This is a genomic window from Caballeronia sp. LZ043 (genome assembly GCF_031451075.1).
In the GTDB taxonomy this organism is placed as follows: domain Bacteria; phylum Pseudomonadota; class Gammaproteobacteria; order Burkholderiales; family Burkholderiaceae; genus Caballeronia.
The window spans coordinates 1,472,373-1,492,141 of sequence record NZ_JARUXT010000001.1; the positions used below are offsets into that span (position 1 = coordinate 1,472,373).

General features: G+C 63.4%; 17 protein-coding genes. 13 read left to right on the top strand and 4 right to left on the bottom strand.

Features of this window, described 5'->3' with window-relative positions:
• Window positions 1-73 precede the first annotated feature (73 nt).
• The 3 genes from QCE64_RS06640 to QCE64_RS06650 all read right to left on the bottom strand — a co-directional run bounded on the left by QCE64_RS06640 (window position 74) and on the right by QCE64_RS06650 (window position 2,110).
• Entirely contained in the window at window positions 74-664 is a 591-nt protein-coding gene (locus QCE64_RS06640; protein WP_309811509.1) for a YSC84-related protein, read from the bottom strand.
• Window positions 665-1,063: 399 nt separating this feature from the next.
• Complete coding sequence (locus QCE64_RS06645) at window positions 1,064-1,570, bottom strand: hypothetical protein (protein ID WP_310003143.1); 507 nt, start codon at window positions 1,568-1,570, stop codon at window positions 1,064-1,066.
• 234 nt (window positions 1,571-1,804) lie between these two features.
• Window positions 1,805-2,110, bottom strand: coding sequence for a PsiF family protein (locus tag QCE64_RS06650; RefSeq protein WP_309930025.1), 306 nt, complete (start codon window positions 2,108-2,110; stop codon window positions 1,805-1,807).
• A 290-nt stretch (window positions 2,111-2,400) separates the two neighbouring features.
• Here QCE64_RS06650 and QCE64_RS06655 point away from each other — a divergent pair, with 290 nt between their 5' ends.
• The 13 genes from QCE64_RS06655 to QCE64_RS06715 all read left to right on the top strand — a co-directional run bounded on the left by QCE64_RS06655 (window position 2,401) and on the right by QCE64_RS06715 (window position 18,577).
• A complete protein-coding gene (locus tag QCE64_RS06655; RefSeq protein ID WP_309808268.1) occupies window positions 2,401-2,682 on the top strand; it encodes a hypothetical protein in 282 nt (93 codons plus the stop codon).
• Between the two features lie 284 nt (window positions 2,683-2,966).
• Complete coding sequence (locus tag QCE64_RS06660) at window positions 2,967-3,929, top strand: sugar ABC transporter substrate-binding protein (RefSeq protein ID WP_309916082.1); 963 nt, start codon at window positions 2,967-2,969, stop codon at window positions 3,927-3,929.
• A 229-nt stretch (window positions 3,930-4,158) separates the two neighbouring features.
• Entirely contained in the window at window positions 4,159-5,751 is a 1,593-nt protein-coding gene (locus QCE64_RS06665) for a sugar ABC transporter ATP-binding protein (protein WP_309919696.1), read from the top strand.
• Window positions 5,752-6,741, top strand: coding sequence for an ABC transporter permease (locus QCE64_RS06670; protein ID WP_309808271.1), 990 nt, complete (start codon window positions 5,752-5,754; stop codon window positions 6,739-6,741).
• Between the two features lie 274 nt (window positions 6,742-7,015).
• On the top strand, window positions 7,016-8,038 hold the full coding sequence (locus tag QCE64_RS06675; protein WP_309901097.1) for a LacI family DNA-binding transcriptional regulator: 1,023 nt from the start codon (window positions 7,016-7,018) through the stop codon (window positions 8,036-8,038).
• A 35-nt stretch (window positions 8,039-8,073) separates the two neighbouring features.
• Window positions 8,074-9,024 carry a ribokinase gene (gene rbsK, locus QCE64_RS06680; RefSeq protein ID WP_309919700.1) on the top strand — a complete coding sequence of 317 codons (951 nt, stop codon included), beginning with the start codon at window positions 8,074-8,076 and terminating at the stop codon, window positions 9,022-9,024.
• A 219-nt stretch (window positions 9,025-9,243) separates the two neighbouring features.
• Window positions 9,244-10,941, top strand: a complete 1,698-nt coding sequence (locus tag QCE64_RS06685; RefSeq protein WP_310003145.1) for a methyl-accepting chemotaxis protein — start codon at window positions 9,244-9,246, stop codon at window positions 10,939-10,941.
• 117 nt (window positions 10,942-11,058) lie between these two features.
• Entirely contained in the window at window positions 11,059-11,820 is a 762-nt protein-coding gene (locus QCE64_RS06690; protein ID WP_309916089.1) for a fumarylacetoacetate hydrolase family protein, read from the top strand.
• A 399-nt stretch (window positions 11,821-12,219) separates the two neighbouring features.
• Entirely contained in the window at window positions 12,220-14,142 is a 1,923-nt protein-coding gene (locus tag QCE64_RS06695) for a PrkA family serine protein kinase (protein WP_309808274.1), read from the top strand.
• A 235-nt stretch (window positions 14,143-14,377) separates the two neighbouring features.
• Entirely contained in the window at window positions 14,378-15,643 is a 1,266-nt protein-coding gene (locus QCE64_RS06700) for a YeaH/YhbH family protein (protein ID WP_310003148.1), read from the top strand.
• Window positions 15,644-15,779: 136 nt separating this feature from the next.
• A complete protein-coding gene (locus QCE64_RS06705; RefSeq protein WP_309916091.1) occupies window positions 15,780-17,303 on the top strand; it encodes a SpoVR family protein in 1,524 nt (507 codons plus the stop codon).
• Window positions 17,304-17,505: 202 nt separating this feature from the next.
• Window positions 17,506-17,895 (top strand): hypothetical protein, encoded by a 390-nt coding sequence (locus QCE64_RS06710; protein ID WP_310003150.1) that lies wholly within the window; start codon window positions 17,506-17,508, stop codon window positions 17,893-17,895.
• A 238-nt stretch (window positions 17,896-18,133) separates the two neighbouring features.
• Window positions 18,134-18,577, top strand: a complete 444-nt coding sequence (locus QCE64_RS06715) for a lysozyme inhibitor LprI family protein (RefSeq protein WP_310003153.1) — start codon at window positions 18,134-18,136, stop codon at window positions 18,575-18,577.
• Between the two features lie 7 nt (window positions 18,578-18,584).
• On the opposite strand, the gene QCE64_RS06720 is transcribed toward QCE64_RS06715, so the two are convergent.
• Entirely contained in the window at window positions 18,585-19,637 is a 1,053-nt protein-coding gene (locus QCE64_RS06720; protein ID WP_309916097.1) for an AI-2E family transporter, read from the bottom strand.
• Between the last annotated feature and the right edge of the window lie 132 nt (window positions 19,638-19,769).

Genomic DNA, 19,769 nt, shown 5'->3' on the forward strand with positions numbered 1-19,769 from the left:
GGCGCGACCCGAGAGTCGCGCCACACGGCGGTTTTGCCATGCGGCCCAAGCGACGGGCCGCGATGGAAGGGGATCAGAACTTGAGGCGCGAGATCTTCGTGCCTTGCAGCGACACGTCTGCCATCAGGCCGGCGTTCGTCAGCACGATGGCTTCGACCGGCTTGGTGGCCGTGGTGGTGTCGATCACGCCGTTCGCGCCCATCTTCACGAGTGCGACGGAGGCGTCCGCGCCTGCCGACCAGCCGTCCGAGTTGCGGAATTTGTCGAGCGCATCCTGCGTCATGAACAGGAAGATCAGCGCCTTCGACTGCGCGCCGGCCTGCAGGCCGAACGAGCCGGACGTCGTGCTGTAGTAGCCGACGCTGCTGCCGCCCACGCGCAGCGCACCCTTGCCGTACTGGGCGCCGACGATGAAACCTGCCTGCAGGACTTGCGGGAACACGAGAACGCCGCGCGCCTTCGCAACCAGCTCACGCGAGCCGCCGACGGTGGCATACAGGCGCTGGATGGTGGCATCGACATCAGAGTCGATGGAGCGGCGCGCGTCCGCCGCGCCTGCGGACTGTTCAGCGCCCGAGTTGGTGTTGGTCGTGCAGCCGGCAAGCGCAAGGCCTCCCAGCGCCAGAACAGCGGTGGACTTGAGCATGAAGTTTCGTCTTTGCATCATTGTTCTCCATCGTGAAATGTGGAAACCCCATAGAGCGGGAGGGTGAAGCACACAAGTTATAGCACGGCCGCAAACCGGCACGGTTCTCCGTGCACAGGCCGAAACCTTGTCGGACGCGGGTTTTCAGGTTTTGCAAAATTGGGTTAAAGCTTTCCCGAAGGCCTTGCTCGTTCCGAATTCGCTTTCCTGTCCCCGTTCCAGCGTCGCAAATCACGCACATCGCCCGTCGTATCGCGACTGTAAGCTCGCGCTGGACGATGTTTCGACCAGCGGAATGCAAGGCGGAGCTTTCGCCCGAATGATGCCTTGCAAGCGAGCATTAATTTCGCGATGCCGCCGCGCGCTGGTGCGACAAGACCGCATCAAGCAGTAGCAACGACCGTACCCGACCTGTATTCAGGAAGTAGTCGTCGTTTTTACTTTTGTGGAAGCAACGCTTGCTGGCGCTGCCGGGGAAGTGTCCGAAGGTTTTGCCGACGCGCCCGGCGGCCGCCGCAACGCGCGCCTGATGCCGCCAATCAGCACTCCGAGGACAAGAAGAAAGGCTGCCGGAACGATCCAGTAGCCGACGAACGCATGCCAGAGATAGTCGGCCAGCGTGGCCTTGCGATGCGCGTACTCATCGAGCGCTTCCTGATGCTTGCCGGCATTGGCGGCGAGGATGTCGGCGGGACAGCCGGCCGCGCGCGCCTCGTCGGGCACGCCGTGGCAGCGGGCCGCGGCGCCGGCCGCGCGCTGCGCGTCGGTCAGTTCCCAGGTGGAGAGGGCCTTTTGAAGATCGACGCTGTTGTAGGCCATCTCTTCGTGCACTTCATTGACCGCGACGATCAGCACCGGCACGAACCAGAACGTGATTGCCACGAGCCAGCGCCGGAACCAGCGGTTCTTGTGTCTCCATGCCATCCAAAGCCTCCATGCGGGGCTTGCGCTCCGCTCGAAACGGCGGCGGCCGATGGCTTCTGCTTGTATGGGTGAGGGGGCCGCCTCGCGCCATCTTATGAGAAAAAGACGACGGTGCGAATCACGAGCTTGGGTGCAGTGCAATAACGGCGCGTATCGAGCGTAAATAAGTGAGGCGCCGGCGGGAAGCGAAATGGCCGCGCAAGCCGCGCGGCTCAAAGAACGACATTGATTCGGTCAGCCCTTGTTGCTGAGACAGCTCTTCATGAACGTCTTGCGGTCGTCGCCTTTCTTGCCGGACGCCTGCTGGTTGCACGCGGTCATCTTCTGCTGCTGCGTCATCGGCGCGGAAGCGGCGGCGGGCGCGGCGGACAGACAGCTCTTCATGAAGGCCTTGCGGTCGTCGCCTTTCTTGTCGCCTGCCTGCTTGTTGCAGTCGCCCATCTTGGTCTGCTGGCTGTTCGCAGCGAAGGCCGCGTTGGCGCCGAAGGCAAGGCTCAGCGCGGCAAGGACGGCGGCGACGGCGGTGGTTCGAATAGTCATGAGATGCTCCCTGATCTGATTGACGGTTATTCTTCGACGACTCGTTCTCTGACACGGTGTCCAGCCCGCGCATTATGGCAAACCGAATTTGAACCGTGTATGGCATAAGGTGAAATCAGGAGACGCGCGCGGCGAACCGACGGGCATGCCGCTTGCCACCTTGCAGATGACTTTCATCAAGCGCAGCAAAGGCAATCAGTCGCAAAGTGTCTGATCTTGTTCAATCGCGGCGCACCTGAAAAACAGCCGACGTATGATCGTGCCGACCGCACTCATCCAGGAGACGAATCATGTCCACGCCGCTTTCCGACCATTACAAGGGCTTCGAGATCAAGGTGCAGGCGTTGCGCCGCGCGAAGGACCGTGATGAACCGGACGACGGCCCGCGTCACTTCGACATCGTGGTGACGATCGCGCGCAGCGCGCATGGCGACAGCGGGCGCTCGGTCATGTTCGGCGTGCCGGACCAGGAGCCGTTCGAGAGCCCGATCGATGCCACCCGCGCGGGCATCGACTACGCGCGCGACATCATCGACGACAAGGTCGAGGGCCAGTCGGTCAAGGATCTCTGAAGACGGGTCTCCAGCCTGACGCTTCACACAAGGCCGGCGCAATGGCGCGTCGGCGCGCGAACGCACGTTCTACACGTAAGCCCGATTGACCTCACGCGCCTCTGCAACGAGAATCGACGGCGAGCAAACGTTGCAACCGTCGCCGAGCGCGTTGAATCGGGCCTGTGCGTACATTCTCCTTTCACGTCCTGCGCGCGGTTCATGACGTCATGCTCGCGTTCGCTGCTGCGTTCGCCGCTTCACGCTCAAACCAGACAAACCAGAACAAAGCACTGGAGATCCGCATGAACCGAACCCTTCGCCGGCGTGTCCTGTCGGCTGCCGTCGCGCTCGCTGTCTGTTCCGTCCTGCCGTTTGCATCCACTTCAGCGTTCGCGCAGGCGGCGGCCAAGCCGAAGGTCGCGCTCGTCATGAAGTCGCTCGCCAACGAGTTCTTCCTGACCATGGAAAACGGCGCGAAGGACTATCAGGCCCACAACCCCGCCAAGTTCGATCTCATCACCAACGGCATCAAGGACGAGACCGACACCGCCGCGCAGATCCGCATCATCGAGCAGATGATCGTCTCCAAGGTGAACGCGATCGTCGTCGCGCCGGCGGATTCGAAGGCGCTCGTGCCGGTCATCAAGAAGGCGACGGATGCGGGCATCATCGTGGTCAACATCGACAACCGGCTCGACCCCGACGTGCTCAAGTCGAAGGACCTGAACGTGCCGTTCGTCGGCCCGGACAACCGCAAGGGCGCGCGCAAGGTCGGCGACTATCTGGCGCAACGCCTCAAGAAGGGCGATGAAGTGGCGATCATCGAAGGCGTGACCACCACGACGAACTCGCAGATGCGCAGCGCCGGCTTCAAGGACGCGATGGACGCGGGCGGCATGAAGATCGTCGCGCTGCAATCGGGTGAGTGGGAAATCGACAAGGGCAATGCCGTCGCCGGGCAGATCCTGAATGCGAACCCCAACGTCAAGGCGCTGCTCGCCGACAACGACAACATGGCGATCGGCGCAGTCTCCGCGATCCGCGCGGCGGGCAAGGCCGGCAAGGTGCAGGTGGTGGGCTTCGACAACATCGGCGCGATCAAGCCGATGCTCAAGGACGGCCGCGTGCTCGCCACCGCCGACCAGTACGCGGCGAAGCAGGCGGTGTTCGGCATCGACGTCGCGCTGAAGGCGATCGCCGAGCACAAGAAGCAGTCGGAACTGTCGCAGGTGGTGGAGACGCCCGTCGATCTCGTGACGAAGTGACGCGATTTCGTCGGCGGCGAAACGGCTGCGGCAGCGCCGTTTCGCGTTCAGTCGGACTCAACATCGGCCTCAAGTTTGCCGCCGCGGTGCCGATATGTGTCAGGCGAACGTGCCTTCAGACTGCGCGCGGCGTGCCTGAGGAGCGACACGCGAACCGCGCGGAACGTCGAGCGAAGATGCACAGCGAAGCCTGGAAGCAGTCATGAGCCCATCCAACGACGCAAGCGGCATGAGCGGCACAAGCGACGCGAACGTGCTGACGGTGACGGGCATCGGCAAGACCTATGTCGAGCCGGTGCTGGCGGACGTGTCGCTGTCGCTCAACGCGGGCGAGGTGCTCGCGCTGACCGGCGAGAACGGTGCGGGCAAGAGCACGCTGTCGAAGATCATCGGCGGACTCACCGATCCGACCACCGGCACCATGACCCTCGCGGGCCAGCCCTACGCGCCGCGCAGCCGCTCCGACGCCGAAGCGCTCGGCGTGCGCATGGTGATGCAGGAGCTGAACCTGCTGCCCACTTTGTCGGTTGCCGAGAACCTGTTCCTGAACCGCTTGCCGCGCAAGGGCGGCTTCGGCTGGATCGACCGGCGCACGCTCGCGCAGGACGCGCGGCACGCGATGGCGCAGGTCGGGCTCGATGCCATCGATCCGGACACGCTGGTCGGGAGCCTGGGCATCGGTCATCAGCAGATGGTGGAGATCGCGCGCAATCTGATCGGCGATTGCCGCGTGCTGATCCTCGACGAACCCACCGCGATGCTTACCGCGCGCGAAGTCGATCTGCTGTTCGAGCAGGTCGAGCGGCTCAAGGCGCGCGGCGTCGCGCTCGTGTATATCTCGCACCGGCTGGAAGAATTGCGGCGCATTGCCGAGCGCGCCGCCGTGCTGCGCGACGGCCGTCTCGTGCACCTTGGCCCGATGGCCGAGCTGACCAGCGACCGGCTCGTCACGCTGATGGTCGGACGCGAGATCGGCGAGCGCATCGATCTGGGCGAGCGGCGCATCGGCGACGTCGCGCTGAAAGTGGAAGGCATGTCGCGCGGGACCGTGGTGCGCGACGTGTCGTTCCAAGTGCGCGCCGGCGAAATTTTCGGCGTGAGCGGTCTGATCGGCGCGGGGCGGACGGAACTGATGCGCCTCATCTACGGCGCGGATCGCGCGGACGCGGGCCAGGTGTCGGTGGCGCGGGCCGGGCAGCCGCTGCGGCGCGTGAACGTGCAGTCGCCGTCGGATGCGGTGAAGGCGGGCATCGCGCTGATCACGGAGGACCGCAAGGGCGAGGGGCTGCTGCTGAGCCTGCCCATCGCCGCGAACGTTTCACTGGGCAATCTCGGCGCGGTGGCGCGTCACGGCGTGGTCGACACGCGCCGGGAAGCGGCCCTCGCGCAACGCCAGATCGAGGCGATGCGCATCCGCACGTCGGGTCCGGCCCAGGCGGTGTCGGAGCTGTCGGGCGGCAATCAGCAGAAGGTCGTGATCGGCCGCTGGCTGGCGCGCGACTGCCCGGTGCTGCTGTTCGACGAACCGACCCGCGGCATCGACGTTGGCGCCAAGTTCGACATTTACGGCCTGATGGGTGCGCTGACGCGCGAAGGCCGGACGCTGGTCGTGGTGTCGAGCGACCTGCGCGAACTGATGCTGATCTGCGACCGGATCGGCGTGATGTCGGCGGGACGCATGACGGGCGTGTTCGAACGCGCGACCTGGTCGCAGGACGCGCTGCTGGCGGCGGCGTTCTCCGGCTACGCGCGGCGCGAGGCGCTGCTGCAGGAGCCGATCGCGCCCGACGCGAAGGCGCCCGAAGACAACGTGGAGCATTGAATGAGCGAAGCGAACCTTCCAGCCGATGCACCGAAGAGCACGAAAGGCGTCGGCACGCGGCTGGGGCTGTCGAATTACCTGGGTCTGGCGGGTGCGCTCGCCGCGATGATCGCGCTGTTTTCGGTGCTGAGTTCGCATTTCCTGACCTACGACACGTTCAGCACGATTGCCAACCAGATTCCGGATCTGGTCGTGATGTCGGTGGGCATGACCTTCGTGCTGATCATCGCGAGCATCGACCTTTCGGTGGGCTCGGTGCTGGCGTTGGGCGCGTCGGTGGTCAGCGTGGCCGCGCTCAAATGGCACTGGCCGGCGATTCCGGCTGCGCTGATCGGGCTCGCGGCCGCCGCGCTGACGGGCGCGGTGACCGGACTCGTGACCGTGGCATGGCGGATTCCGTCGTTCATCGTGTCGCTCGGCGTGCTGGAAGGCGCGCGCGGACTGGCCTATCAGATGACGAACTCGCGCACGGCGTACATTGGCGATGCGTTCGATTTCCTGTCGAATCCGATCGCCTTCGGCATCTCGCCGGCGTTCCTGATTGCGGTCGCCGTGATGATAATTGCGCATCTGGTCTTGACCCGGACGGTTTTTGGCCGATATCTCGTAGGGATAGGCACGAATGAAGAGGCCGTGCGGCTCGCCGGCGTCAATCCACGGCCTTACAAGGTGATCGTGTTCGCGCTGATGGGCGCCTTGTCGGGCCTGGCGGCGCTGTTCCAGATCTCGCGTCTGGAAGCCGCCGATCCGAACGCGGGCGCCGGTGTGGAACTGCAGGTGATCGCGGCGGTGGTGATCGGCGGCACGAGCCTGATGGGCGGGCGCGGCTCGGTCATCAGCACCTTTTTCGGCGTGTTGATCATCTCGGTGCTCGCGGCGGGACTGGCGCAAATCGGCGCGAACGAGCCGACCAAGCGCATTATTACGGGCGCGGTGATCGTGGTGGCGGTGGTGCTCGACACCTATCGCAGCCGCCGCAAGCGCGTTTGAAGCAAGGCAAAGGCAGGTAAAGTCAGGCAGCAGGACGGCGACGGCGCGCGCTCCGCACGGGGTGGAGAAGCGGCCCTGGCCGGAAACGGCAGCACCGGCGCGAGCAAACGTGCGCGTAGTCAGGCACGCGGCGCCGGCGAAGTGACGGAAAGCAGGCAGGGCGCGGGGAAGCAGTGCGGCGCAGGCAGCAGAAGCAGTCTTGGAAACAGCCGGCGCCGCCCGCCTTACGACCAATAAGAGAGCAGTTGGACCAAAGCAAAGCGAAGGACGATGTATGGCGACGATCAAAGACGTGGCAGCCATTGCCGGGGTGTCGTTCACGACGGTATCCCACGTAGTGAACAATTCACGGCCGGTTTCGGCCGACGTGCGGGCGAAGGTGGAGCGGGCGATCCGTGAGCTGGATTACGTGCCGTCGGCGGTGGCGCGCTCGCTGAAGGCGCGTTCGACGGCGACCATCGGCCTGCTCGTGCCAAACGCGACGAATCCGTATTTCGCGGAACTCGCGCGCGGCGTCGAGGACGGCTGCGCGAAGAACGGCTATTGCGTGTTCTTCTGCAATTCCGACGACGACCCCGCGAAGCAGCGCAGCTATCTGCGCGTCCTGCAGGAAAAGCGCATCGACGGCCTGGTGATCGCGTCGGCGGGCGAGGATTCGGTGCTGGCGCAATGTCTGGCGGGCGCGCGCGAGCCGCTCGTGATCGTCGATCGCAACATCGAGGGGGTGCAGGCGGACCTCGTCCAGATCGATCACGAAAAAGGCGCGTATATCGCGACCCGGCATCTGCTGCAGCTCGGGCATTCGGAAATCGGCTGCATTACCGGGCCCGTGCAGACCGCCGTGTCCGCCATGCGCCTGCACGGCTTCATCCGCGCGATGGCCGAACGCGGCATCGAAATCGAGCCGCACGCCATCCAGCAGAGCGACTTTTCGGCGACCGGCGGTTATGCTGCCGCATCGCAGTTGTTCGACCGCATGAAGCCGACCGCGATCTTCGCGTGCAACGACATGATGGGCATCGGCGCGCTGCGGGCGGCGGCCGAACGTCACATCAACGTGCCGACGGACTGCTCGATCATCGGCTTCGACGATGTCGAGCTGTCGCGCTATACGTACCCGGCGCTGTCGACGGTCGGGCAATCGGTCCGCGCGCTCGGCGAGATGGCCGCGCAGACGCTGATCGAACGCATCACGGGCAAGCTCACCGGTACGACGCGCCGCCGCGTGGTGCCGCCGCGCCTGGTGCGCCGCGAATCGACGGCCGTGGTGCCGGAATCGCGCAGCGTCCGGGCCTGATCCAGCCGGCCACGCCGGTCAACCAGGGAAGCATGATGGGCGAAAGCGCCAAAGCAGGCGATACGAACAAGACCGGGCGCGTGACCGTGGTCGGCAGTCTCAACATGGATCTCGTGGCGCGCGCGCCGCGTCTGCCGAAGCCCGGCGAGACGCTCGCCGGCCACGCGTTCGCGCAGGTGGCTGGCGGCAAGGGCGGCAATCAGGCGGTCGCCGCGGCGCGCCTGGGTGCGCAGGTCGCGATGATCGGCTGCGTCGGCGATGATCCGAACGGCGCGATCCTGAAACAGAGCCTCGAGGCGGAAGGCATCGATTGCAGCGCGCTCGCGACGAGCGCCGAGGCATCGACGGGCGTGGCGCTGATCGTCGTCGACGATGCCAGCCAGAACGCCATCGTCATCGTGGCCGGCAGCAATGCGCTCGTGACGCCGGCGAGCATCGAGGCGCAGGAGCAGCTGATCGCCGGGGCGGACCTGATCGTGTGCCAGCTCGAAACGCCGCTTGAGACCGTGCGCGCCGCGCTGGCCGCCGGCCGTCGTCTTGGCCGCACGACCATCCTCAATCCGGCGCCCGCCGCCCGCAAGCTGCCGCCCGACTGGTTTCCGCTGATCGACTATCTGATTCCGAACGAACACGAGGCCGCCACGCTCTCGGGCGTCGCGGTCAACTCGCCGGAAGACGCGCGCCGCGCCGCCCAGACGCTGAAGGCGAAGGGCGCGCGCAACGTGATCGTGACGCTCGGTTCGGAAGGCGTGCTCGCGCTGCTGGACGGCGAGGACGAAGCGGGTGTCCATCTCGCTTCGCCGCGCGTCGAGGCGATCGACACCACCGCCGCCGGCGATACCTTCATCGGCGGTTTTGCAGCCGAACTGGCGCGCGGCACAGCGGTGCGCGACGCGATCGCCTTCGGTCAGCGCGCCGCGGCGATTGCGGTAACGCGCGAGGGCGCGCAGCCATCGATACCGCATCGCAGCGAAATTTCCGCATAATTCTTCAGTATTCGCTGAAAAATGGCGCGTTTGACGCGCCATTTTGTTTTTTGACGAAACAATCTCCTAAAGTGGTCGCGCGTTGACGCCGTTTACGTCTGGAACGGTCAAGAGGGCGCGCATCGGCCGCGCGCGCTTCCCGGGCGCAGCGGCCACCCCGCACGCACCCGCCGTCAAGCGGCCGGGCAAACCGCTCTCGAGCGGCACGGGGATCACTCAATGAAACAGGGTTTGACGATCAAGGCGCGCCTCGGCATCGCGATGGCGTTTCTGGGCGCTTTGCTGATCGCGATCGGCGCGCTGGGGCTCATCGGCATGAGCCACTCGAACGGCGCGTTCCTCGCCACCTACTCGGTGCAGATGCCTGCCGCTATCGCCGTCGGCAACGCGGAAATGTACGCGGCGCGCGAACGTCTCGTGTTCGACCGCGCCGCGCTGCTCGCAGGCACACCGGAAGTGGCGTCCACCGTCGAACGATCGCGCCTGATGCGCGACCGTGCCGACGCCTACTGGAAGCAATACACCTCGCTGCCGCTCTCACCGGGAGAAAAGCGTCTCGCCGACGCCGCGCAGGACAAGCGTCTGGCGCTGCAAGGCATCGTCGATCGCGGCGTGGCGGCCGTCATGGCGAACGATCACGACGCCATCATCGCCAGCGCCAAGGCGATGCAGGCCACCTACAACGAACTCGCCACAGCCAACGAAGCCCTGCGCGCATTCCTCACCGAATCCTCGAAGCTGAGTTACGAAGCCGCGCAGAACCGCTTCCTGTGGTTCCGCGCGCTGAGCCTGAGCGCGCTTGCGCTCGGCGTCGCGGCGGCCGGGTTCGCGTGGGTATCGCTGCGACGCGCGATCGCGCGGCCGCTGGAAGCCGCGCTCGGCCATTTCGACGCCATCGCCGCCGGCGATTTGCGGCGCGAGGTCGTCGTGACGTCGCGCGATGAAATGGGCCAGTTGCTCGAAGGGCTCGCCAGAATGCGCGCCAGCCTGCTCGACACGGTGCGCAGCGTGCGCTCGGGCAGCGAGTCGATCGCCTCCGCCACGCAGCAAATCGCGGCGGGCAATACGGATCTGTCCTCGCGCACCGAGGAACAGGCGTCCGCGCTGCAGGAAACCGCGTCCAGCATGGAAGAGCTCACCGGAACGGTACGCCAGAACGCCGACAACGCACGCCAGGCAAGCGCGCTCGCGGCGAACGCGTCGGCGATCGCGGGCAAGGGCAGCGCGGTCGTGACCCAGGTGGTCGACACGATGCGCGAGATCAACGGCAGCTCGTCGAAGATCGCGGACATCATCACGATCATCGAAGGCATCGCGTTCCAGACCAACATCCTGGCCCTGAACGCTGCGGTCGAAGCGGCGCGCGCCGGCGAGGAAGGCCGCGGCTTCGCGGTGGTCGCGGGCGAGGTTCGCAATCTGGCGCAGCGCTCGTCGGCGGCCGCGAAGGAAATCAAGGAACTCATCGACACCTCCGTCGCGCGGGTCGAGACCGGCTCCGCGCTCGTCGACGAAGCCGGCCGCACGATGGCCGAGATCAGCGGCGCGGTGCAGCGCGTGACCGACATCATGGGCGAGATCGCGGCGGCGTCGCAGGAGCAGTCGAGCGGGATCGAGCAGGTGTCGCGCGCGGTTACCCAGATGGACGAGGTGACGCAGCAGAATGCCGCGCTCGTCGAGGAAGCGGCGGCCGCGGCGCAGTCGCTGGAAGATCAGGCCGCGCGCCTGCGACAGGCCGTGGCGGTCTTTCAGTTGGCGGAAGGCGCGCCGCTTGCTGCTCATCCGACGTTTGCCGCGCCGCGCACCAGGATGGTGACGCCGCCCGTGTCGAAGCCTGCGGCGAAGTCCGTACCGATGGCAGCCCCGGTGTGCAAGGCAAAGATCACGGCCGATACGGCCGGCGACTGGGAGACGTTCTGACGTTCCGACCTTGGCCGGAGCCGGCGCCTCGGGACATCGCGTCACGCGCGAGCCATGTCGAACCGGTAACCCGTACACTGGTGAGCATGCGTGACCGCCCATAACGAGGATACCGACATGACCGGATCGACACTCGCTGCGAAGCTTGCGGAAGCCCGCCGCCGGCATCGGCTGATCGAGGTGCTGGAGCCCGCCGACATTCCCGCCGACGCGCCCACCGCCTATGCCATCCAGCACGAGATGCTGCGCGAGACGGAAGCACGCATCGGCGCTTGGAAGATCGGCGCGCGTGCGCCGGACGCGCTCGCCAACGGCGCGCCCATCGATGCCGCGCTGGTCCACGCATCGCCGGCCCGGCTGCCGTTCGAGTCGTTCTTCCGCGTGCTGGTCGAACTCGAGATCGCATTTCGCTTCGCCTATTCGCTGCCGGCACGCAGCGAACCCTATACGCGTGAGGAAGTCATGGCGGCCATCGGCGGGATCGCAGTGGCGCTCGAAGTCGTCGACAGCCGCTTCACGCAGTGGCCCAATCTCGACCCGCTCGCGCAGCTCGCCGATTCGCAGAACAACGGCGCGCTCGTGGTCTCGGCAATGGAGCCTTACGACGTCATCGCACCCGGCTTCGACTTTCTTGCACCGCGCATCGAACTCACGCTCGACGGCATGTCGATTGCGCCCGCGGCACTTGGCAATCCGGCGGGCGATCCGCGCGAACTGCTGCTCTGGCTCGTCAACCATTGCTCGCGCATGGGTTTGACGGTCGAGCCATTCTGGACCATCACGACGGGCTCGTACACGGGCGCCTATCGCGTCGATGGACCGGCGATGCTGCATGGCTCGATCGACCGCATCGGCGAGCTCGAACTGGTGCTCGCATGAAGCGCTTCAACATCGGGCAATCACCCTGCAAGCGGAACGGTTATCGCGAACATTGCAGGTTTTGCATCCGCGCGCAGCGACGCTGCGTAAGTGATGGGAGATGCGTAGGACACGGCTGAAAAAGGATGGCGGAGAAGCGCGGTGACGATGTACGAAAGAGCGCGGGGAAGCGAACAGGCAGGGGGCATGTCGAGCAAGAGGATAGGCACATGCGCGACATTGGGATGATGATTGTAGGTGAACGAAAATGACTCACCAAGCTAGGAATTCTGCGAAGCAAATGAACAACGCAAGTGCGTGAAAAAAAATTCGAAAGGGTTTAGGATGATTTCAAGCGATGTCGTTTCGATTACGCGCGTTGCGCACGGCATAGCTTTCTGACTTCGGCGAGGAGGTAGCATGGATATCTACAGCAGTTTCGCGACCCGCTTCGAAAAAACACGCGAGGAGGAGTTCTCGCTCGAAGAATATCTCGCGCTCTGCAAAGATGATCCTGCCACATATGCAACAGCGGGCGAACGCATGTTGACGGCCATCGGGGAACCGGAAATGGTCGACACTCGCCTCGACCCGCGTTTATCGCGTGTGTTTGCAAACAAGGTCATCAAGGTGTACCCGGCGTTCCGCGAGTTCTACGGAATGGAAGAAGTGATCGAGAACGTCGTGTCGTATTTCCGGCACGCGGCCCAGGGTCTGGAAGAGAAGAAGCAGATCCTGTATCTGCTGGGTCCGGTGGGCGGCGGCAAGTCGTCAATCGCCGAACGACTGAAGCAGCTCATGGAACGGGTCCCGTTCTATTCCATCAAGGGTTCGCCCGTCAATGAATCGCCGCTGGGCCTGTTCGACTACGACGAAGACGGCCCGGTGCTCGAAGAGCAGTACGGCATCCCGCGCCGCTACCTGAAGAGCATCCTGTCGCCGTGGGCCGTCAAGCGCCTGCACGAGTACAACGGCGACATCCGCAAGTTCCGCGTGGTGCGCCGCTATCCGTCCATCCTTCGCCAAATCGGCATCGCCAAGACCGAGCCGGGCGATGAAAACAATCAGGACATCTCGTCGCTCGTCGGCAAGGTGGATATCCGCAAGCTCGAGACCTATTCGCAGGACGACGCCGACGCATACAGCTATTCGGGCGGCCTGTGCCTCGCCAATCAGGGCCTGCTCGAATTCGTCGAAATGTTCAAGGCGCCGATCAAGGTGCTGCACCCGCTGCTGACCGCCACCCAGGAAGGCAACTTCAAGGGCACGGAAGGCTTCGGTGCGATCCCGTTCGACGGCGTCATCCTCGCTCACTCGAACGAGTCGGAGTGGAAGGCGTTCCGCAACAACAAGAACAACGAAGCACTGCTCGACCGGATCTTCGTCGTCAAAGTGCCGTACTGCCTGCGCTACGGCGAAGAGATCAAGATCTACGAGAAGCTGCTGCGCAATTCGTCCCTCGCCGAGGCGGTCTGCGCACCGGGCACGCTCAAGATGATGTCGCAGATGGCCGTGCTCACGCGTCTGCACGAGCCGGAGAATTCGAGCCTGTTCTCGAAGATGCAGGTCTATGACGGCGAGAACCTGAAGGACACGGATCCGAAGGCGAAGTCGTATCAGGAGTATCGCGACTATGCGGGCGTCGACGAAGGCATGACCGGCGTCTCCACCCGGTTCGCGTTCAAGATCCTGTCACGCGTCTTCAACTTCGATTCGTCCGAGGTCGCGGCCAATCCGGTGCACCTGATGTACGTGCTGGAGCAGCAGATCGAACGCGAGCAGTTCCCGCCGGAAACGGAGCAGAAGTACCTGTCGTTCATCAAGGACGTGCTGGCGTCACGCTACGCCGAGTTCATCGGCAAGGAGATTCAGACTGCTTATCTCGAATCGTATTCGGAGTATGGACAGAACATCTTCGACCGCTATGTGACCTATGCCGACTTCTGGATCCAGGACCAGGAGTTCCGCGATCACGACACCGGCGAGAGCTTCGACCGCGCGGCGCTGAATGCCGAACTGGAGAAGATCGAAAAGCCGGCGGGCATCAGCAACCCGAAGGACTTCCGCAACGAAATCGTGAACTTCGTCCTGCGCGCGCGTGCGGCGAATGGCGGCAAGAATCCCGCGTGGATCAGCTACGAGAAACTGCGCGTCGTGATCGAGAAGAAGATGTTCTCCAACACGGAGGAACTGCTGCCGGTCATCTCGTTCAATGCGAAAGGCTCGGCCGAAGAGCAGCGCAAGCACGAGGACTTCGTCAATCGCATGGTCGCCAAGGGTTACACGCCGAAGCAGGTGCGCCTCTTGTGCGACTGGTATCTGCGCGTGCGCAAGTCGTCATGATGTAAGGCAGGAAGGCGCGCGCCAGTCAGGTGGACGGGGGCGCGCCGATTGGCCGGAACGGGCGCCTGCGTCCGCTTCCGGTCCCGCGCAGCGCGGGAGTTATGATGTCACTGGCCGTACGGGCGTGAAGCTTGCGCCGGCCGCTCAGTGGACAGTTTGCGAGTCAGAGACGCTGCGACCGTTGGAAGGCTCACGCAGCGCCTCGCCATCTCGCCCATTACGCGGGAGACTGGATGTGCTGCACCAAATCATCGACCGCAGGTTAGCCGGCAAGAACAAGAGCATCGCCAATCGCGAGCGCTTTCTGCGACGCGTCAAGAGTTACATTCGCCGCGCGGTATCCGACGCGGTGCGCGATCGCAGTATCAAAGACATTCAAAGCACCCAGAGCATCACCATTCCCAAGAAGGACATCTCCGAGCCGTCGTTCCGTCATGGACCGGGCGGCAAGCGCGAGTACGTCCATCCGGGCAACGCCGACTACATTCGCGGCGACAAGATTCCCCGTCCGCCGGGCGGCGCGGGCGGCGGCGGCAAGAGCGCCAGCAACGAGGGCGAAGGGCAGGACGACTTCGTTTTCGAGCTCTCGCGCGAAGAGTTCATGCAGTACTTCTTCGACGATCTCGAACTGCCGCGCCTCGTCAAGACCCAGTTGCTCGCCGTGCCCACCTGGAAAAACGTGCGCGCGGGCTGGGCGGCGGAAGGCACGCCGAACAACATCGACGTGGTGCGCTCGCTGCGCAGCGCGCTGGGCCGTCGCATCGCGCTCGGCTTTCCGCTCTCGGCGCAGTTGCGCGAGATGGAGCGCCAGCTGGAGCAACTGAAGGAAGAGAAGGGCGACAAGGAAGAGATCGCGCGGCGCGAGGCGGAGATCGTGATCCTGCAGGGCCGGATCACGCGCATTCCGTTCATCGATCCCTTCGATCTGCGCTACATCAACCGCGTGAAGCAGCCGACGCCGTCGAGCAAGGCCGTCATGTTCTGCCTGATGGACGTGTCCGGCTCGATGGACGAGCAGCGCAAGGACCTGTCGAAGCGCTTCTTCATCCTGCTGTATCTGTTCCTACAGCGGAACTACGAGAAGATCGAGGTCGTGTTCATCCGGCACCATACGCGCGCCGAGGAAGTGGACGAGGACACCTTCTTCCATTCCACCGAAAGCGGCGGCACCGTGGTGTCGAGTGCGCTCGAACTCATGAAGAAGATCATGGACGAACGCTATTCGCCGTCCGAATGGAACATCTACGGGGCGCAGGCCTCCGATGGCGACAACTGGACCGACGACTCGCCGAAGTGCCGCAAGCTGCTGGCCGAAGACATCCTGCCGAAGGTGCGGTATTTTGCCTATATTCAAGTTGCGCCAGAGGAGCAGAATCTCTGGCTGGAATATGCCCAGCTCGCGCTCGGAGCGCCCGAACTGGCCATGAAGAAGGTGGACTCGGCCGCGGATATCTACCCGGTGTTCCGCGAACTGTTCGAGAAGCAGCAGGCCGCGGCGTAAGCCGCGGCAGCACGCGAATCGAGTCGCGCGGTTCGGCGGGAAGGCACGGACGATCGTGTTGCGATCGTGTCGTTTTCCGGCCGGACCCAGCGCCTGGCAACGCAACGCGTCCGCGGCGACGCACGAGGAAAGCAGGATGAATGTTGCAGAGAAACGGCGGCCGCTGCCGTGCCCGTCTGACTGGAGCGTCGAGCTGATCGAGGAATACGACGCCGAAATCTCCCGCGTCGCCAATCGCTACGGGCTCGACACCTATCCCATCCAGCTGGAAATCATCAGCTCCGAGCAGATGATGGACGCGTATGCGTCCGTCGGCATGCCGGTGAACTATCGGCACTGGTCGTTCGGCAAGCACTTTCTCTCGACCGAGAAAGGCTATCGGCGCGGGCAGATGGGCCTCGCGTACGAAATCGTCATCAATTCGAATCCCTGCATCGCGTATCTCATGGAAGAAAACACCATGACGATGCAGGCGCTCGTGATCGCGCATGCCGCCTACGGGCACAACTCCTTCTTCAAGGGCAATTACCTGTTCCGTCTGTGGACGGACGCGCACGCGATCATCGACTACCTCGTGTACGCGAAGAATTACATCGCGGAATGCGAGGAACGTTTCGGGCTGGACCGGGTGGAAGAACTGCTGGATTCATGTCATGCGCTGATGAACTACGGCGTGGACCGCTACAAGCGTCCGCAGAAGCTTTCGCTGGCGAAGGAAGCCGCGATGCGGCGCGAGCGCGAGGCGTATTTGCAATCGCAGGTCAACGAACTCTGGCGCACGCTGCCGAAAGGTAAAGAACCGACCGCCGAGGAAAGCGAGAGCCGTTATCCGCCCGAGCCGCAGGAAAACCTGCTCTACTTCGCGGAGAAAAACGCACCGCTGCTGGAGCCGTGGGAGCGGGAAGTGATCCGCATCGTCCGCAAGGTGGGGCAGTATTTTTATCCGCAGCGGCAGACGCAGGTCATGAATGAAGGCTGGGCGACGTTCTGGCACTACACGCTGCTCAACACGCTCTACAACGAAGGCCGTCTCGAGGACGGCTTCATGATGGAGTTCCTGCATTCGCATTCGAACGTGGTGTATCAGCCGCCGGTGACGAAGCCTTATTACAGCGGCATCAATCCGTACGCACTGGGTTTTTCGATGATGAGCGACATTCGCCGCATCTGCGAAAACCCCACCGACGAAGACCGCGAGTGGTTCCCGGAACTGGCCGGCAGCGACTGGCTGGAATCGCTGCACTACGCGATGCGCAATTTCAAGGACGAGAGCTTTATCGCGCAATATCTGTCGCCGCATCTGATTCGCGAAATGCGTCTGTTCGCGATTCTCGACGACGACATGCGCGATGCGCTCGAAGTGTCCGCCATTCACGATGGCAGCGGCTATCGTTATGTGCGGCAGGCGCTGTCGAGGCAGTACGACATTCACCACCGCGAGCCGAACATCCAGGTGTATTCGGTGAATACACGCGGCGACCGGAGTCTGACGCTGCGGCATTTCATGACCGATAACCGCCATCTGTCCAACGACAGCGACGAAGTGCTCAAGCACATGGCGCGCTTGTGGCAATTCGACGTGTATCTGGAAAGCGTCGATGAGAACGGGACGGTGAGGAAGCGGTTCGAGTGCCGGTATGTGGCGCCGGAGGGGCGCTGAGAGAAAGGGTGGTGGCACGATCTCGATGACAGCCGGCCTTACTTGGGTAAGGCCGGTTTTTTATTAGTGAAATTCGGAAAAAACGGATAAACACAGTCAGCCATCGCAGCGACAATCTGCGCATATCGGCCCGGGATGATTCAAGACGATCCGGTTCAGTGTGAGAACTCAACTTGCCGCAACCGAATGCGTAAATCTCGAAATGAGCAACCTTGTTCAAGCGCCACGAGCGACTGGATTCGAAAAATGGCGAGACGGGCTGAGCGGCGCCTCAAAACATACGCGTTGGAACAAGTGGGATCATGAGATTCAAACCGCTGTGAGTGAATACAAGCAGCATCTCTATCAATATGCTGGGTTTTTCTCCCTTGATTGGCGATTGATCAAGGCCATGGTTTGGGTTGAAACCGGCGCGGACAGTCCCGAATGGAATGTCAAACCCGTGCAGATCGGCGTTCCGGGAGATCCTGGTCTGAAATCGCTGTTGTCCGCCGAAGAGGGTGGTGACCTGATTCTTCCGCCGCTGTGGAGGGGGCGCCTGACAATCGCCACTGTTCGATCCAGTCCCGTCCACAACATTCGGGTCGGATAGCCAAGATCTTACGGAAGCACAGTTGACGCACGAAAAGAGTTAAATCCAACCGCGAATATGCTTCGCCCAGGGCAGGTCCTTCAAGTGCAGAAAGCGTCGATCAAAAAAACGATCGTCAGTTGGCGCACCATCAACGCAGCATCAGTGGCGCGCCGCAATAACGGAGGCGGCGATCCAAACTACGAGCGGAAACTTGATTCGCACTTGCCTTGATTCATGCAGCCGAGAGGCAGCCAGAATGAAAAGGAAAATACCGGTCTTCTTACTGACCGCGGCAATCGTTTCGACATTCATCTCAACTGCGCCGCTGGCTGCGGTCGAAAGCGACCACGATTTGCGCCTGGCGTGCAGTGACGCTTCGCAAGCGGGAATGCGGGACTGCCTCACCGCCAAGGCCGCTGAAAGCGAGTCGAAGCTGGCCAACGCCGAGCGTGATGCTGCCCGGGCTCTGTCGCGATGGGATGAAGACGATCGCTACATTCGAACCGCTCAGGAGAATCTCGCGCGGGCAAACCGCGCCTTCAGGCAATATCGCACGGCACAATGCGGGCTGATCGCGTCCCTCAGCGGCGGCGCAGCCGGCAACGCTCACGACATCGGGCAACTGTCATGCGTGGCGTCCCTCAACACCGCACGCGCCGATGACCTTCGCCACACAATCTCCCGACTGCCGCTGAGCTAATCGGTGCCTACGCCCCCGCCTCATCCTGCGAGAACAGATCCCAGGCGGCCATGAACAGCGCCGCGACCAGCGGCCCGATGACAAAGCCATTGATCCCGAACAACGCCATCCCGCCCAGCGTGGAAATGAGCACGACCCAGTCGGGCATCTTGGTGTCCTTGCCGACCAGGATCGGCCGCAGCACGTTGTCCACGAGCCCGATCACGACGACGCAGAACACCACGAGGATCAATCCCTTGACGACCTGTCCGGTCATGAAGAAATAAATCGCCGCCGGCGCCCACACGATTGCCGCGCCGACCGCCGGCAACAGCGAGAGAAACGCCATCAGCACGCCCCACAGCAGCGAGCCGCTGATGCCCAGGATCCAGAAGATCAGCCCACCCAGCAAACCCTGCACCGCCGCCACGGCGATATTGCCTTTCACGGTCGCGCGCACAACCGTTGTGAACTTGGCGATCAGATGCTGCTTCGGCTCGGCATCGAGCGGAATGGCGCGACGGATGCGCCGGGCGATCTCACCGCCGTCGCGCAGCAGGAAGAACACCAGGTACAGCATCACGCCGAAGCTCACGACGAACTGGAATGTGTTCTGCCCGATCGACAGCGCCTGTGCCGCCGCGAACTGGCTGATCTGGGTCGCGCCTTCCATGAGCTTGCGCTGCACGCCGACGATATCGTCCAGCCCGAAGCGCCCGAGCAGTTGCTGCGCCGACACCGGCAGCGCATGCAGCACATGCTGGAAGTACAGCCCGAAATTGAGATCGCCGCTCTTGATGCGCCCATAGACCAGCGCGATTTCCTGCACCAGCGTCACCATCACGACCGCCAGTGGAATGATCACGATCAGAATGGCGGCGGCGAGCGTCGTGAGCGCGGCGAGGTTGCGCCGCTTGCCGAAGCGCGCGGCGAGATAGCGCTGCATGGGCTGGAACAGGATCGCGAGAATCGCCCCCCAGAAAATGGCGCCGAAAAACGGCAACAACACCCAGGCGAGCGCCACCGTGACGAAGAACAGCAGGATGTGGAAGAAGTTCTGGTGAGTCGTGTGATTGTTCATTCGCGAGCGTGTGACCGAAGGGCAGGGCGATTGTGCCAAAAGGCATGCGGTAAGCGAGAAACGGGCCACGTTGCGTTGCGGCTGGTTTGCTTCTGGTTGCGCTGATTCGAGCGCCAGAACCGCCAATCGTTC